The 15,930-nt window shown below is 63.0% G+C and carries 10 protein-coding genes; 3 read left to right on the plus strand and 7 right to left on the minus strand.

Annotated features, from left to right (window positions below; all coding sequences use genetic code 11):
• Positions 1-10: 10 nt before the first annotated feature.
• From QMG80_RS15245 to QMG80_RS15265, 5 genes are all read right to left on the minus strand, one after another.
• Complete coding sequence (locus QMG80_RS15245) at positions 11-1,063, minus strand: AI-2E family transporter (protein ID WP_085769954.1); 1,053 nt, start codon at positions 1,061-1,063, stop codon at positions 11-13.
• A gap of 69 nt (positions 1,064-1,132) precedes the next feature.
• A complete protein-coding gene (locus QMG80_RS15250) occupies positions 1,133-4,918 on the minus strand; it encodes an HAD-IC family P-type ATPase (RefSeq protein ID WP_102938039.1) in 3,786 nt (1,261 codons plus the stop codon).
• Between the two features lie 131 nt (positions 4,919-5,049).
• Positions 5,050-5,898 (minus strand): universal stress protein, encoded by an 849-nt coding sequence (locus tag QMG80_RS15255; protein ID WP_158658526.1) that lies wholly within the window; start codon positions 5,896-5,898, stop codon positions 5,050-5,052.
• Positions 5,899-6,038: 140 nt separating this feature from the next.
• A complete protein-coding gene (gene dxs / locus QMG80_RS15260) occupies positions 6,039-7,979 on the minus strand; it encodes a 1-deoxy-D-xylulose-5-phosphate synthase (RefSeq protein WP_085769957.1) in 1,941 nt (646 codons plus the stop codon).
• 156 nt (positions 7,980-8,135) lie between these two features.
• A complete protein-coding gene (locus tag QMG80_RS15265) occupies positions 8,136-8,975 on the minus strand; it encodes an NADPH-dependent oxidoreductase (protein WP_085769958.1) in 840 nt (279 codons plus the stop codon).
• A gap of 263 nt (positions 8,976-9,238) precedes the next feature.
• On the opposite strand from QMG80_RS15265, the gene QMG80_RS15270 reads away from it, so the two are divergent.
• The 3 genes from QMG80_RS15270 (at position 9,239) to QMG80_RS15280 (ending at position 12,632) form a co-directional block, all read left to right on the plus strand.
• Positions 9,239-9,502, plus strand: coding sequence for a hypothetical protein (locus QMG80_RS15270; protein WP_158658527.1), 264 nt, complete (start codon positions 9,239-9,241; stop codon positions 9,500-9,502).
• Between the two features lie 228 nt (positions 9,503-9,730).
• A complete protein-coding gene (locus tag QMG80_RS15275; protein ID WP_085769960.1) occupies positions 9,731-10,663 on the plus strand; it encodes an HpcH/HpaI aldolase/citrate lyase family protein in 933 nt (310 codons plus the stop codon).
• A 313-nt stretch (positions 10,664-10,976) separates the two neighbouring features.
• Positions 10,977-12,632: an ATP-binding protein gene (locus tag QMG80_RS15280; protein ID WP_085769961.1), complete on the plus strand. Its 1,656-nt coding sequence runs from the start codon at positions 10,977-10,979 to the stop codon at positions 12,630-12,632.
• A 5-nt stretch (positions 12,633-12,637) separates the two neighbouring features.
• Here QMG80_RS15280 and QMG80_RS15285 read toward each other — a convergent pair whose 3' ends face one another.
• A complete protein-coding gene (locus tag QMG80_RS15285) occupies positions 12,638-14,599 on the minus strand; it encodes a glycosyltransferase family protein (protein ID WP_085769962.1) in 1,962 nt (653 codons plus the stop codon).
• 601 nt (positions 14,600-15,200) lie between these two features.
• Positions 15,201-15,737, minus strand: coding sequence for a phage tail protein (locus QMG80_RS15290; RefSeq protein ID WP_085769963.1), 537 nt, complete (start codon positions 15,735-15,737; stop codon positions 15,201-15,203).
• Positions 15,738-15,930: the final 193 nt, after the last annotated feature.

The raw sequence follows: 15,930 nt of genomic DNA on the forward strand, positions 1-15,930 counted from the left end.
GCGCGCTAATTCAGCGCGGGGCGGCGCTTCCTTGCGGCTCGTCGTTTAGCCACTCTTTCCAGATGGTGAGGAGGATCGCGAGAATGAGCGGTCCCAAGAATAGCCCTATCAGGCCGAAAGCAAGCAAGCCGCCCATCACGCCGACCAGGACGACCGCCAAGGGAACGTCCGTGGCGCCGCTGATCAAGAGCGGCTTCAGGATGTTGTCCGTGGGGTTGACGATGAAGGTCCCCCAAGCCAGCAAGGCTAAGCCCGTGCTGACCTTGCCGGCGACGAGCAGGCCTATGCCGATGGGCGCCCAAACGACCACCGTGCCGAGAAAGGGCACTAACGCCGTCACGGCCGTCAGCGAGCCGAGGAGGATCGGGGTTCCGACGCCGATGATCTGATAACCGACGCCAGCGATGAACCCCTGAGCGAGGGCGCTGACGATCAAGCCGAACACGACGGCGCGGGTGGTCTCGCCGACAGCCTGAAAATATTTGTCGGCCTTCTCGCCCACGATCTTATGAAGCGCCTCGCGAAGCTGCCGCACCGCTGCGTCTCCGTCGCGGTAGAGGAAGAACAGCACGATGATGGCGACGGCGAGCTGCGCGAAGCTGCGGCCGAGTCGGCCGGCCATGGAGGCGAGCTCTCGGCTCCACGGCTCCAACCAATCCTTTACATGCTGTTTCCGTATCTCGGGATCGTTCCAGAAGTTGGTGAGCGTCTCATCGAGAATGGGACCTAGAACGGGAATTCGCGTTAGCGCCTGGGGCAAGACAAGCGGTTCGTCGAAAGCTCGCGACAGCTCCTCATAGCTATCCGCGAGCTCCCGAGGCAAACGTGACAGCAGGAACGAAGCGGGCGCCAGCAGGACGATGATCATGAACGTGGTCATGACGCCCGCCGCCAGCGACCGCCGGCCATTCAGCAGCTGCAAAATTCGCCGATAGATCGGCGTCGTCACATAGGCGAGAATCGCAGCCCAGGCGATCGGCGCCCAAAAGGGCGCGACGACCTGAATTCCAAGGCCAATCATGACCGCGAGGAGGATCAAGCCGAGAAGGGGGCGATCTTGCATCGACTCATTCTCCCTATGCGCTCCCTATGCGCGAGATGTTGAGAGGCTTCCACGCGATTGTCATCTTCGTCAACGGCCGTCTTCGAGGATGAGACTCTCCTCCGCCTTCAGATCGCCGCCAAGAATCTCGGTGCGCTTGCCGTCGCTTGAACCCAGCTCGACGGGGACCACGACCGGATTGCCTTCCCGTAAAACCCAAAGCTGCGAAACACAGTGGCGCTCATGCGTTCGCTTGCATTTCTCTTGAGCATAGCGCACGGCCTCATTGGGCGCGAAAAGCCGCTCCTTGCCTGGCTCGACCTCAATTCGAACAGCCGTCAATCCCGGCGATAAGCGGGCCTCGGCGCCGCTGTCCAAACCAATCACCGCACGTTTTTGCGCCTCGTCGACGGACTTCACATGCGCGGGCAACATTTCGTCCGCCACCACGACGAAAACGCGATCGCCGACTTTTATCCCCTCGATGTCGCGAGTGGCGATCGCAAACGTGTTCCCGAGGCGGTCGTCGGCGTTCACGACAAAAAGCAAATCGTCTTTCCTGACAATCGCTCCTTGGGCGGCTCTTTCCGACACGACTCCCGCTGCAGGCGCTCTGACTTCCCTGCGAGCGCCCTCTCGCTCGACTCTGGCGAACGCCGCCTCATAGCGTACCGCCAGGGTGTTGAGCTGAAGCAACGCTCTCCTGATCTCCTCGTAGCGCCTCTGCGCCGCGAGGATGCGCCTGCGCGCTTTTGCAGCGCGGGCCTGTGCGAGAGCCTTTCGCGCGCCCAAAAGGCGGATCTCTTGCTTCGCCGCGACCGCGCGCGTCTTTGCAGCCGCCGCCTGCAGCCGCGCCGTCTCGGCGCGAGAGGCCCCGTCCTCGATGGCGGCGCACAGCTGATTTTCGACGACCAGGCTTCCGACCTCGCAATCGTGGAAGCGGACGACGCCAGGCATGGGGGAAAGAACCTGCGTCTTTCTGGGCTCGATCGTTGCGTCGATCGTGCGGCGCACGGGCCTGCGCTCGACACCGCCCGTTACGTATGATGCTGACGTCCCTTCTCTTGCCGGCCATTGCAGCCACGCGCCCGCGGCCCCCGCCAGGATGACGCCTGCTGTGATCCAGTTCATCCACGGCCTGCGAGGCTCCGCGGCTCCAGCTTCCTGGGAAGCGACGAAATGCGACGCCGATTTGACGAGCTCCAAGAGCAGCATCGGCGTGGCTGAAGCGGCGAGAAGCAAAATTTCCTCATGAAGAGAGAGCTCCGCCACTTGGAGGAGATGCGCGAAAGAAGCGCTCTGGTGGCTGCTCAATTGGATGAAGATCAACGCGCCTGTCACGACAATCAAATAAGGGTTCGACAGCGGGTTGCGGCGCCAAAAGGGCGTCATGCCGTTGCGCGCGCTGAGCGCCACGAACAATTGAGAGAAGACCATCGATGTGAAGGCGTAGGAGCGCCCGAGAGTCAGTCCCCCGGTTTGCAATCCATAGAGAAAGACCAGAAAGGTAAGGGCGGCGACAGGCGCTGCGGTGAGCAGCATCGTTTCGAGAAAGCTCCTGTCCGTCAGCGGCTGGTCGCGATCACGCGGGAGATGGCTCATAACTTCGGGATTGGCGCGATCCGCGGCGAGGCAAAGGGCCGGCGGGCCGTCCGTCACGAGATTGATCCACAGCAGGTGAATGGGAAGCAGCGGCGACGGAAAGCCACTCACGATGCAGACCGTCATCAGCAGCAGCTCGGCGGCGTTGCAGGAAAGCAGATATTGCAGCGTGTTCTTGATGTTTTCGAATATGCCCCGTCCTTCTTCAACGGCGTCGACGATGGTCGCGAAATTGTCGTCCGTGATGATCATGTCCGAAGCTTGCTTTGTGACCTCGCTGCCGCTCAAACCCATGGCCACGCCGATGTCGGCGCCCTTGATAGCCGGCGCGTCGTTGACGCCGTCTCCGGTCATGGACACGACGGCGCCGTTCGCCTGCCAGGCGCGGACGATGCGCAATTTGTGCGCCGCGCTCACGCGCGCATAGACCGAGATGCGAGGGACCCGCGCCGCCAGCGCATTGTCGTCGAGCGCGTCCAACATGACGCCCGTGACCGTTTCGCCATCCCCCTCGAAACCAAGGTCCAGAGCGATGGCCTTGGCGGTGCGCGGATGATCGCCAGTGATCATCACAACCCGTATGCCTGCGCTCCGGCATTTCGCGATGGCCTCTCTCGCCTCCCGCCTCGGGGGGTCGCGGAGTCCGCAGAGACCCAGGAAAATGAGGTCGCGTTCGACCTCTACAGGATCGACCGGGGAAGGCGCCGCGTCGAAATCGCGAAAGGCGCAGCCAAGGACGCGGAACCCTTGGCTCGCTAGAGAGGCGTTGTGATGGAGCAGCGCTGCACGCTCTTCCTCCGTGACGGCGTGAACGCCCTCTCGCCCCAGAACCTGAGAGGCCCGCGCGAGCAAGGCTTCGGGCGCGCCATTCGTGAGCAGGCGGACGCGCCCCTCGGCGAGCCATCGAAGCGTCGAGTGCAGCTTGCGATCGGAGTCGAAAGGGATCTCGTAGAGCTGGGGACAGGCTCGCTCTAACGCGACGGGATCGCCGCCAGATTTGAGTCCTGCGCAGAGCAAGGCGCCCTCCGTCGGATCTCCGATGACTGTCCAGGAATCTCCCACGCTTTCGAGACGCGCGTTGTTGCAGCCGACGAGGTTGTCCGCCATCTTCCTCAAGGGGCTGTCCCCCTCCGGACTGATCGTGACGCCGCCTGAGCGGATCGCCCCGCGGGGCTCGTAGCCTTCTCCCTCGATCTCGTATCTTCGCTCCGCCACGAACATCGTCTGCGCCGACATCCTCCCTTCAGTCAGCGTCCCAGTCTTGTCCGAGCAGATCACATTGGTGGAGCCGAGCGTTTCCACCGAGGCCAGCCGGCGGACGAGCGCGCGCCGCCTCGACATGCGCATCACCCCGAGCGAGAGCGCCGCGGTTGCGACGGCCGGCAGGCTTTCCGGCAAGGCCGCCACGGCGAGACTGACTGACGTCATGAAGAGATCGACGATCGGCTCCTTGCGCAGCAGTCCCAGTCCGAAGAGCAGCGCCACAATACCGAGCGTGGCCCAAAGAAGTGTCCGGCCGAATCGATCCAGCTTCTGTTGGAGCGGCGTCTCCCGGCCTTCGCCAGCTTCCCGGATCAATGCGGCGATGCGGCCGATTTCCGTCTGCATCCCCGTGGCGACGACGACGCCCCGGCCCACGCCCGCCGCGACGCTCGTGCCCAAGAAGACCATATTGACCCGGTCGCCGACCGGAAGATTGCGCTCCTGCAAAGCTCCCGGCTGCTTGACGACGGCTTCCGGCTCGCCCGTCAGAGCGGACTCCACGCAGGAAAGCGCTGACGCCGAGATCAACCTTGCGTCGGCCGCGATCAGATCGCCCGCTTCGAATTCGATGATGTCGCCCGGCACAATCCGGGAGGCCGGGATGGTCCGAGCTTCCCCGTCTCGTATGACTCTGGCCCTGGGCGCGGCCATCTGTTTGAGCGCTGCGATGGATTTTTCGGCGCTATATTCCTGATAAAAGCCGACCAACGCGTTCAAGACCACGATAGCGAGAATGGCGATTGAATCTTCAGATTCGCCAAGCGCGCCTGACACGATGCTGGCGGCGACGAGGATCCAGATCAGAGCGCTCTTGAATTGAGACAGGAAAATCGTCCAAGGGCTGAACGCCTCGGAAACCGTAATCGTGTTTGGCCCGTGTCGCGCGAGCGCTTCGTCAGCCTGCGACCGCGTAAGACCGTGCGAGGACGAAGCAAGTCGCTGCAGACTTTCAGTCGTCGACAAGCAGTGCCACGGGGCGTCGTTCGATCCTTCCGAGACGCCTGGGTCCATCACTGCTCCTTGGCTCCCCCGAACCGGGACGCCCGCGTCAGCCTTCATGCGCCGCTTGGATCACGCCGCCACCGCTTCGCACATTTCCGTGACATGCTTGAGGGTGCTTGAGGCGTCTCCCAAATGGCCGTTCAGTAGGACATGAACACAGGGATTGGTGGCTCGAGGATCATGGAGCGCGTCACGCCCCCGAGTAGGAGCTCGCTGATCTTTGCACGCCCGTAGGCGCCCATGACCATGAGATCAGCGCCTGTCAGCCTCGCATGGGCCGCAAGCGAGGCGGGGATGTCGCCGCCCTCGCTCGAGGAGAGCGGGGTGACCGTCACAGAGCGGCAATGACGCGCAAGATGGGGGGCGATCTCTGCTCCGTCCAGGCGCTTCGTCGGATTGACGTCTCCAGAGACAGAAACAATCTCGACTTCCTGCGCCGCCTCCAAGAGCGAAAGGGCGTCACCGATCGCCCGCGCCGATTTCGCGCCGCCGTCCCAGGCGACAAGGATCCGCCGGGCGCCCGCTCTCCTGCTCCAGTTTTTTGGAACGAGGATCACAGGACGGCCGGATTCGCAGAGAACCTCTTCCAAGAGCCCCTCGCGAAGCGAGAAGGCCTGATTGTTCGGCTCCAATATCGCGACATCTGCGAGCCGCGCCAATTGAACGAAGCGCGGCGCGACGCTCGCGTACGGCCCCAGCGCCACCTCAATGTCGCTGACGACCCCTGAAGCGTTGAGACGAGACGTCAGCTGGTCGGCGAAGGATTGCGCTTTCTCGCGCTGCTCCCGATTGAAGCTTTCGACGAGCTGCTGCAAGCCGGCGGTAAACGCCGAACGGACAACAATATCGAGAACGCCCAGGGCCACGGAAAGATGCGCTTCCTGCGAGGCGGCCAGTCCCGCGGCGTAATCGATGAGCGATTCCGGAGGGCCCTCACCCTCCAATCCCGAGCCGAAGCAAGCGCCAACGAAGACTGTTCTCAGTGACATGACCACAGCCCCGGCGGATTGTGGCATCGGGCGGCCTAGGATCTTTCGGCCTGCCCCGCCTAAAAACTTAACCTCGCAATTCTATTCCCGCGGCGCTTCCGCCGCGAGCGAAATTAGCGACTGCGCGGCGCGCGCGCTTCTCAAGCCAGCCGCACCTTGGCCGGTTCTCCACGTCCAAGCGCCTGTGTCGAGAGCGCCTGCGTTGCGAGCGCTGCGATCGAAGCTGCGTCGAGCTTCGCCTTCGCGATCATCTTATCGTAGCCGTCATGGTCGATGTAGCTGTCGGGCAGCGTCATCTGGCGGAAGCGGAAAGCGCCGCGCGTCCCGTCGAGCAGGCCTTCGTCCGAGAGGAACTGCGCCACCTGCGCGCCGAAGCCGCCGACCGAGCCTTCCTCGATCGTGATCAGCGCCTTGTGGCTCAAGGCGAGCGCGCGCACGAGGTCGCGGTCGATGGGCTTGGCGAAGCGTGCGTCTGCGACAGTCGCGGAAATGCCCTGCCGCTCGAGCTCCTCGGCCGCCTTCAGGGCTTCGGAGAGCCGTGTGCCAAGCGAGAGCAATGCGACATCGCGCCCCTGCCGGACGATGCGGCCCTTACCGACCTCCAGGATTTCGCCGCGCTCCGGCATCTCGACGCCGACGCCCTCGCCGCGCGGATAGCGGAAGGCGATAGGGCCGGAATCATGCGCGACGGCGGTTGCGACCATATGAACGAGCTCCGCCTCGTCGGAAGGCGCCATCACGACCATTCCGGGTAGACAGCAGAGATAGGAGAGATCGAAAGCGCCGGCGTGGGTCGGCCCGTCCGCGCCCACGAGCCCGGCCCGGTCGATCGCGAAGCGCACCGGCAGATGCTGCACGGCCACGTCATGCACGACCTGATCGTAGCCGCGCTGCAGGAAGGTCGAATAGAGCGCGCAGAAAGGCTTGTAGCCTTCGGCGGCGAGGCCCGCCGCGAAGGTGACAGCGTGCTGCTCGGCGATCGCCACATCGAAGGTGCGCTCGGGAAAAGCCTTGCCGAAAATGTCGAGCCCCGTGCCTCCGGGCATGGCCGCGGTGATCGCGACGATCTTCTCGTCGCGCTCGGCCTCGGCGACGAGCGAACGCGCAAAGACGCCCGTGTAGGAGGGCGCATTGGCCTTGGGCTTCACCTGCGCGCCGGTGGCGACGTCGAACTTGTTGACGCCGTGATAGCGGTCGTCGGAATCCTCGGCGGGCTTGTAGCCCTTGCCTTTCTTCGTGATGACATGGACGAGGACCGGCCCTTCGTCCTTGTCGCGCAGGTTGATGAGCACGGGCAGCAGGTGGTCGAGATTATGCCCGTCGATCGGCCCGACATAATAGAAGCCGAGCTCCTCGAACATGGTGCCGCCGGTGAGGAAGCTCCTCGAGAACTCCTCGGCCTTGCGCGCCTTGTCGTAGAAGACGCGCGGCAGCCGGCTCGCGATCTCCCGCGCGGCGACGCGCATCGAGCGATAGGCGCTGCCCGAGACGAGGCGGGCCAGATAGGCCGAGAGCGCGCCGGTCGGCGGCGCGATCGACATGTCGTTGTCGTTCAAGATCACGATGAGGCGCGAGTCGAGCGCGCCGGCGTTGTTCAAGGCCTCATAGGCCATGCCCGCAGACATGGCGCTGTCGCCGATCACCGCGATGACGTGGTTCTCGCCGCCCGAGAGGTCGCGGGCGATGGCCATGCCGAGCCCCGCCGAGATCGAGGTCGAGGAATGGCCGGCGCCGAAAGCGTCATATTCGCTCTCTCCGCGCTTGGTGAAGCCCGAGAGGCCGCCGCCCTGGCGCAGGGTGCGGATCCGGTCGCGCCGGCCGGTCAGAATCTTGTGAGGATAGGTCTGATGGCCCACGTCCCAGATGATTCGGTCGCGCGGGGTGTCGAACACATAATGCAGCGCGACCGTGAGCTCGACGACGCCCAGTCCCGCTCCAAGATGCCCGCCCGTCACCGAGACCGCTTCGATCGTTTCGCGACGCAATTCATCCGCTAACTGCGGCAATTGAGAGGGGCTGAGCTTCCTCAAATCCTGAGGGGTCGCGACCTGATCCAAAAGGGGCTTGGGCGACGCCGTCAAAGCTTCATCTCCATTAGGGCGCCGATTTTCGCGCCGTCGACCGCAAACGGAACCGTATCCCTACCCCGGAACCGCAGATGAGCGCAAATCCGGAGTTTGCATAGAGTTATCGGTTGCCGCCGCGTCGACCAGTGCTGGAAAAAAAAAGCTTGAAAACTATTTTAGTCCGACGCCGAGCGCCTCCAGCGCTTCTCGGAGGCGAGCGCGGCCGCTCATGGCGTCGGGTCCGCGCACGCGCGAGAGCACCTGGCGGACCCAGCCCTGCTCCGGCAAACCCTGCTCCTTCTGGAAATCGCGGAATTTCGCGTCGAGCGTCGCGACCGCCTCGAGCTGCGCTTCGCCCCATTGATATTGCTCGCGATGCAGCACGGCGGCCTGGCCGAGCCGCGGCTTCACCCCCGTCGGCACGGTGGGATCGGGCGCCCCCACCGCCATGCCGAAGACGGCGAAGACGTTGGGCGGCAGGTTCAGCTCCTTGGCCACCTCCTCCGGGTGGTTGCGCATCGCGCCGATGTAGACCGAGCCGAGCCCAAGCGATTCAAGCGCGACGACGGCGTTCTGCGCGGCGAGCGCGGCGTCCACCGCGCCGGTGAGGAAAAGCTCGAGATAGGGCAGCGCCAAGGCCTCGCGCTTATTGATCTCGGCCAGGCGCTCGAGCCGGGAGAGGTCGGAGAGCCAGATCAGGAACACCGCGCAGTCGCGCACATGCTGCTGGCCGCCGGCAAGCTCGGCCAGGCGGTTCTTGCGTTCCTGGTCCTCGACGGCGACGACGCTCCACACTTGCAGATTTGAAGAGGTCGAGGCCGATTGCGCCGCCGCGATGATGGTCTCCAGCGCGCCCGACGGGAGCTTTTGAGGCAGAAAATTGCGGTAGGACCGGTGCGCGAGGATGAGCTCGAGCGTCTCGTTCCATTCGGGCGGCATCGGCAGGTCCTCGCGGCGATAGCGCGCGTAGATCGCCGCCGCGCCGTCGCGGGCTCCAATAGGCTTGTTCATGGTTAGTTCCCGTGAAGGCGTGCGCCGCACACTGCGGCTCGTTGGGCGCGTTTTGCCTCGGGCCGGCCACGGGGGCAAGGACTTTTGGCGGCGGGCGAGCAACGGCCGGGCGGCCGGACGGGGCGCCGGCAACAAATAATTAACATATGGCAATGCAATTGGATGAGAGTGCGCTGCAGCAATGGCTGAGAATTCAAGCAGCAAAGAAAGGGTCACAAAACTTGCGGCTGACTGTGCTAGATGTAATTCAAGGAGGATACAGCATGATGAGCGAAGCAGAATGCGCACAATACGTTGGTATTGCACTAGCAGAGCTACCATCACCCACTGTTTTCTGCAGCAAACACAGGTCATTGCTTGAAAGCTACCGTCTTAACCTGAAATGGGGCGAGAGGACGGTTTGCAAGATGATCCTCTCCGATTTTTGGAGCTTCATGGAGCTGGGAGCGAAGAGCCGCGCGGCCGATCAGTTCCTTGTGCTGCGGCTGTTCCTGTCGGGGTGCGTCTCGCGAGAACGCCTGCGGTAGGAACGCGGCCATGGCTCCACCGGAGCGCCGGGACTCGAAGGTCGATTTCGCAAAATTCGCGTCCCGCCCCTGCATCAGGACGACATCGACCCCGGCGGCCACGCCGAAATGCGCCATCCAATAGCCAGCAGCGAAGATCATCTTGGCCTGAACGATAGGCGCTTGTCTTATCAATAGTGGAGCACAACTAATCGCTCGAGCTTCTCCTCTGGTGAAAGGACGCCAGCCATGAGCGACAATTTTCCGATCCTGCGAAGCGTCATGTATGTGCCGGGGACCGACCCCGAGAAAATCGCCAAGGCGCTTTCCAGTCAGGCGGACGGGATCATTCTCGATCTCGAGGATTCGACCGCGCCCAACAGCAAGGCGGCGGCGCGCGATCACGTTCTGGACGCCGTCAAGCGCGGCAATTTTGGACACCGCACCGTCATCATACGCTGCAACGCTCTGGACACAGAATGGGGGCCTGAGGATTGGAGAGCCGCGGTGAAGGCGGGCCCGCACGCGATCCTGGCGCCGAAGGTGAATTCGGAGCGGGATGTGCGGACCTATCTCGCCGCGATGAAAGCCGCTCCCCCGCACACCGAGCTCTGGGTCATGGCGGAGACGGTCGCCTGCTTCAACGGCGCCCTCCCCAGAATCGCCGCCATCGGAAGGGAGCCGTGTTCGCGCCTCACGACCCTGGTCTTCGGCGCCAATGACATCCGAAAGGAAATGCGGGCTCTCGACGCGCCGCGGCGGGAGCCGCTTCAATATGCGCTCGCCCAGCTCGTGATCGCCGCGCGCGATAATGACTTGCACGTTCTGGACGGCGTCTTCAACAAATTCATCGGCAAAGACAAAAGCGAGGATGAGAATAAGGCGATCGCCGCCGAGTTCGAAGCGGAGTGCCGGCAAGGGCAACAATTCGGATTTGATGGTAAAACGCTGATCCATCCGACTCAGATCAACATCGCCAACGACATATTCCGTCCGACCGCCAACGAGGTCGCGCGCGATCAAAGAATAATCGACATCTTTGGCCTGCCAGGAAACATCGGCAAAGGCGTCGTCGCCGCCCCCTGGGGCGGAATGCTGGAAGCGCCCATACACTTGGCGCAGGCAAAAAGGACGGTCGCCATCAATCGCCGGATTCAGGAAATCGAAACCCCTATGCACTGAGTACGCAAAAGAGGTAGATAGTCAGCTGGCTTTGCTGCGCCTTCGATACGGGCTTGACGGTAAAAAGCTGGGCGAAGGCGTGTCAGCGCCGCCGCGGCGTCGCGTCGCGGGACAGGCTATTCCTCTTGCATTCGGCGGCCCGCTTCCCGACTTGATTTGAGAGCGCTTAGAACTGCTCGCCGGGTTGTCGCGCGCTCGACGAGGCGCTGGAGCTATAGACTCGGCCGACGCGGCGAGCGTCGTAAGAGAGCGTCCCGGTCGCAGGGAATCACGCGATCGAAAAGGACTAAGCGCCAAATCAAAAACTGAGAGCATGTCCTGCTCGGAAAACCGCTTCGCATTTTTCGAGGGCCTGCTCAAGCGCAATTGGGGGTTTTACGTGTTATCCGCATTGAGCGAGTGGCTTTCGGGCGCGTCCGGACTGGAGCCCCATGGATTTTGCCTGCTTTGGGAGCCGGGCCTGATATGGCTCTATGCGGTCTCGGACACGATGATCGCTCTCGCCTATTTTTCCATCCCTCTCACGCTCGTCGTCGTCGGAAGACAACGCGGCGATCTCGTTCTTCGGCCCATGCTGTGGCTCTTCGCCGCCTTCATCCTGCTGTGCGGAGCCACGCATTGGCTCGACGTGATCACCCTCTGGGCGCCGCTCTACAGATTGCAGGGCCTCGTCAAGGCGGCGACGGCCGTCGCTTCAATATTCACGGCGATGGCCCTCTGGTGGGGGCTGCCCGGCTTCCTGGCGCTGCCGTCGGTCGACGCGCTGCGTCGCGCCAATGCGGCGCTGCGCGCGAGCCAGGAACAGCTCGCCCATGCGCAGAAAATGGAGGCGCTGGGGCAGCTGACGGGCGGGATCGCCCACGACTTCAACAATCTTCTGCAGGTGATCACGGCCTCGCACAATTCGATCGAGCGTCTGATAGCGCAAGGAGAAGGCCAGGACATCAAGCCTGCGCTCGCGGCCATCGCAAAAGCGTCGAGGACAGCGTCGAGCCTCATCAACCGCATGCTGGCGTTCTCGCTACGGCAGACGTTGCTGCCTCGCCAGCTCGATCCCAATCAGCTCGTCGCCGGGCTCGAGGAGTTGCTCCGGCGCACGCTGGGTCCTGAGATCGATCTCGAGCTGCGCCTGGGAAAAGGCGTTCGGGGCGTCATTTGCGACCCCTCGCAACTGGAAAGCGCTCTTCTCAATCTTTCGATCAATGCGCGCGACGCCATGCCGCAAGGCGGAGCGCTCTCTATCACGACCGCGAACCGGGCCTTTTCGACCGATGAGCTGGAACCGGGCCTCGACGCTGGCGACTATGTCGAGATCGAAGTGCGCGACACCGGAACCGGCATGAGCGAAAACATTCTCAGCCACGCCTTCGAGCCCTTCTTCACGACGAAGCGCTTCGGCCGCGGAACGGGACTGGGGCTTTCGCAGGTTTACGGCTTCATCAAGCAGTCCGGGGGATTTGTGCGCATCGAGAGCGCTCCCAGCGAAGGAACGCGGGTACGCGTCTATCTGCCGAGAAATGATGCGCCCGCCGGTTACGCCGACACACGGCGGGAGGCCACCGAGAGCTGCGTCGCGGTCCCGCTCGGCCATCGTCGCCGAATTCTGATCGTCGAGGATCAGGAGGAGGTGCGCGCTCAAATCGTCGACGCGCTCAAGGAGATCGGCTGCGAAGCGCTCGAGGCGGCCGATGGCGTCGCCGGCTTGCGGACGGCGGAAGAGCGCGCGCCGCTGGACTTGCTGATCACCGATGTGGGACTGCCCGGCTTGAACGGACGCCAAGTCGCCGAGGGCGCCCGCGCTAAACAGCCGGATCTGCCAGTTCTGTTCATCACCGGATATGCCGACAAATCGCTGGAGACTCTGTGGATGGCGCTGAATATCGAGGTCCTGCGCAAGCCGTTTACGCTGGACGACCTGATCGCGCGCGTTCGCGCTCTGCTGAAACCGGAAATGCGAACTGAGCAATGATGCTTTCAGCGATCGGCGAGAGCGGATCGCCGGTCCTCATGCCGAAAGCTCTCCGCGGCGTAGGTTGCAGCAGGAAGAAGCTGGCTCGCCGCCTCCTGCGCCAGGACTGTCGCGAGCCGCAACTCGCCGTCGTTGGCGACGAAAGAGAGAACCAGCCGCTTGCCGTCGGGATGCGCGCAGAGCCCTGTGACGCGCTCCCTGCCCCGGCTTTCAAGATAGAACGGCCGGCTCACGCCTTGAAGCACGAACATGGCGTTGAGCCAGACGAAGCGATGGTAATGCGTCGACTCTTCGTTGGGCCCTGCCTCGATCGCTTCGCATACGAGCCCGAGCCAGCCGCCATTCAATGGCGTGAATTGCGACGCCGCGCGAAAGCCGTCCGAGGCGAGCGGCGCACCAATCGACGCGATTTCGCGCCCAGTGGAGTCGGCGACGATTATCGGATCGTAGCTCACAACGAAACGCAGCAGCTCACCCTGCGCGACCGGCGCCCATTCGCATTGTCGCGCGTCTCGTCCCGAGTTCGAGAGTCCGCGCAAATCGGCGAAACCGCAAGTCTCGCCCTCCACGATGCGCGCGAGCGTCGCCGCGGGCGAGAACGCCACCCGCCAAAGCGCGCCGCCCCAGGCAAAAAACGCTAAGTGGGCTTCGCGAACGGATTGCTTGTTCATCGCCGGATCGAGCGCGCCTCTGATTTCCTTGCAGCCAATGACCTCAAGCGCCTCATCGAACTCCAGCAGGAAGTCGCTCTCCCCGTCGGTCCAGAGCCCCACGACCTTCTCGCCGTGACGCGCGACGCAAACGCGCGCGCCGCGCTCTTGTTGTCGCGGCGGAGCTTGGAGCCGCCGCCAAGAGAAGGACGGCATGGAGGCGACCGCGGGCTCGGCGTAAAATTGCAGGTTTCGCCGCGCGAGGCTGCGCGAGCTCTCAGGCGCCTGGCGATTGAGCGCGAGCCAGTCGCAGGCGGAGAAGCCACGCTCCTTGCGCTGCGGATCTTGCGCATAATTGGCGGCGATCGAATATTCCTCAGCGAGTCCGAATCGATAGACGAAATCCTCGATGAAAAGGACGTCCTGCGCTGGGCGCTTCACCCTCAGCCCCGCCTCGGCGAAGAGCATGCTCGCTTCGTTCATGCCGCGCTGGCGGTAAAAGCGAGCAAGGTCGTAGAGCGGCTCGGCGCGACGCGGCCGCTGATCGAAGGCGGCGACCGCCTCGCGCAAGAAACCTGCTTCTTCCCCCATGCGCCAAAAGCAGCGGGCGCGCTGCAATCTCGAATACCAGACTTCCTCCGCCCATCCGCCCATGGCGATGCGTTTCGCATAGGTCTCGGCGGCTTCGGCGGGGCGATCGGAATTTAAAAAGGACTCGGCAAGATAGAACTGGTAGCGCGCATTATCCGGCTCGGCCTCGAGCCCCTTCCGCAGCAGACGGATGTCGCGCTCGAATTTCTCGACGCGGTTCGAGCCGGTCGCGTGATCGAGCATCCAGACGCCGTCGAGCCGCCCGGTTCCGCCAGGCACGTCGAGATACTCATGCGTGACGCCGTGGTAACGCGCGCCGGAATCGCGGCGCGCAAGGCGCGTGACCCAATAGCTGACGCCGCCTCTGGTCTGAAGCATATAGCCGGGCGAATCGAGCTTGGCGCGGAAGTCCATGTCCTCGACGACGACTTCCATGTCGGCGTCGTCGAACAGCAGATAATCGAACTCCAGCGGCGAGGCGTAGGCGTGGTCGAGCGCCTGATTGCGGGCCTGTTCGAAATCCACGAAGGGAAAGCAATGCAATTCGCCGGGGATTCCGCGCGCCGCGAAAAACGACCTGATGAAATCCTGCGTGCCGTCGGTGGAGCCCGTGTCGCCGATGACCCAGCACGAGATGAAGGGCGCGACCGCGCGCAGACTACGATCGAGGCTCCGGATCTCATTCTTGACGATCATATTGAGGCAGATACGCTTTGCCGCCGCCATCGTCTCTCTCTCACGGCCTTACACGCGCAGTGTCATGCCGAATGATACGGTTTCCGCCTGATTGGTTCGTGGCGCGCCTCCCCTCCCCCCTTGCGGGGAGAGAGTTGGGGTGGGGGGCGCGGGATGACTCAAAGTTGGCGCGCTCCCACATCCCCTCCCCCGCCAAGGCCGTCTCCTGACGCCCGTCACACGCGACGGGCCTTGGGGGACAAGAGAGGCGGCGCGAACCGAAGCAATCACCCGAATCCCGTATGAGAATATCAACTCCGCCATTGCGCGCGAAGCGAAACGGCGACGCTCCCATTTCGTCGGTGCAAGATTGAACGTGAGGGAATGAATTGTTCACCCTAGAGCGCGATGCGAAAAAGTCGAAACCGGTTTTTCGCACAAATCGCGCTCTAAACTTTCGGAATCGATCACGTTTTCTGCGTTCAGGCGATTCCGCCTGAACGCAGCATGATCTAGCTTGCCGCCGAGCCGATCGCGCCGCGTCAGGCGCGGCGCCAGTCTAGCTCAGGTCGTCCGTTTCGATATCGGGCCCTAGGCGCAAAGGCCCGCGGGAAGAAGCGGTTTCGCGCATCGCCGTTGATCGGGTCGCTCGTCAACTGTGTGCGGGGTAGATGCCTGTCAGCGAGATGATGTAGTTCATGGCCAACACCGGCTGGATGTTCGTATGTGGCAAGTTGCCGCCGGCAGGGGTGACGGCGTTCGAGTTCAGTGTCGTCGGCGATGTCAACGCCGCGGAGTAGTTTTCGACCGGCTTACCGTTGGCGGAGCCGGCGGCGAGGTAATTGTTGGTTGGCTTGGCCACCGCTGCAGCAGGAGCGTTATCGGCGTTGATGAGGTGGTTATGCTGGGGCATCTGGTTCACCAGAAGAGTCACGCTTTCCACGCCCGTCATTTCGCCGATCGTGTAAGGCGACAGGCCATTGCCCTGGCCCATGCCGAGAGGCGCGCGGCTACGCAGGTCGGGCAGCCCGAAAGTGGACACTCCGTCGCCGCCATAATAGGTGCCGAGCAGCGCGAATAGGGCCTGGTACTGAGAGATCTGTAGAAGCGTCCCGTCGCACAAATGCCAGCCGACCGGGGCGAAATTGAATCCTACGAGAAGGATTTGACCGACAAACGGCTCTGCCATGGTTTTTCACTCCCTCAAAATGCGCATGGATCATACGCTTTAATTCCCGCAGAATGCGGGAAAACCAAATTGTCGTTACTTTCTAGACACTATCACGAACAAATGACTCGGGCTAGCGATCAGGTGTTCCAGCGGCTGAAGAAACTGGCCGTGCGGTCGTCCCACTCGCACGAGAGCTCAGCCGCTCGAGATG

Origin of the sequence: Methylocystis bryophila (assembly GCF_027925445.1) — a bacterium.
In the GTDB taxonomy this organism is placed as follows: domain Bacteria; phylum Pseudomonadota; class Alphaproteobacteria; order Rhizobiales; family Beijerinckiaceae; genus Methylocystis; species Methylocystis bryophila.

Coding starts and splice junctions, on each gene's coding strand:
- QMG80_RS15245 (WP_085769954.1), bottom strand. CDS start 1,063: ATGCAAGATCGCCCCCTTCTCGGCTTGATCCTCCTCGCGGTCATGATT.
- QMG80_RS15250 (WP_102938039.1), bottom strand. CDS start 4,918: ATGGACCCAGGCGTCTCGGAAGGATCGAACGACGCCCCGTGGCACTGC.
- QMG80_RS15255 (WP_158658526.1), bottom strand. CDS start 5,898: ATGTCACTGAGAACAGTCTTCGTTGGCGCTTGCTTCGGCTCGGGATTG.
- QMG80_RS15265 (WP_085769958.1), bottom strand. CDS start 8,975: ATGAACAAGCCTATTGGAGCCCGCGACGGCGCGGCGGCGATCTACGCG.
- QMG80_RS15270 (WP_158658527.1), top strand. CDS start 9,239: ATGATGAGCGAAGCAGAATGCGCACAATACGTTGGTATTGCACTAGCA.
- QMG80_RS15275 (WP_085769960.1), top strand. CDS start 9,731: ATGAGCGACAATTTTCCGATCCTGCGAAGCGTCATGTATGTGCCGGGG.
- QMG80_RS15280 (WP_085769961.1), top strand. CDS start 10,977: ATGTCCTGCTCGGAAAACCGCTTCGCATTTTTCGAGGGCCTGCTCAAG.
- QMG80_RS15285 (WP_085769962.1), bottom strand. CDS start 14,599: ATGGCGGCGGCAAAGCGTATCTGCCTCAATATGATCGTCAAGAATGAG.
- QMG80_RS15290 (WP_085769963.1), bottom strand. CDS start 15,737: ATGGCAGAGCCGTTTGTCGGTCAAATCCTTCTCGTAGGATTCAATTTC.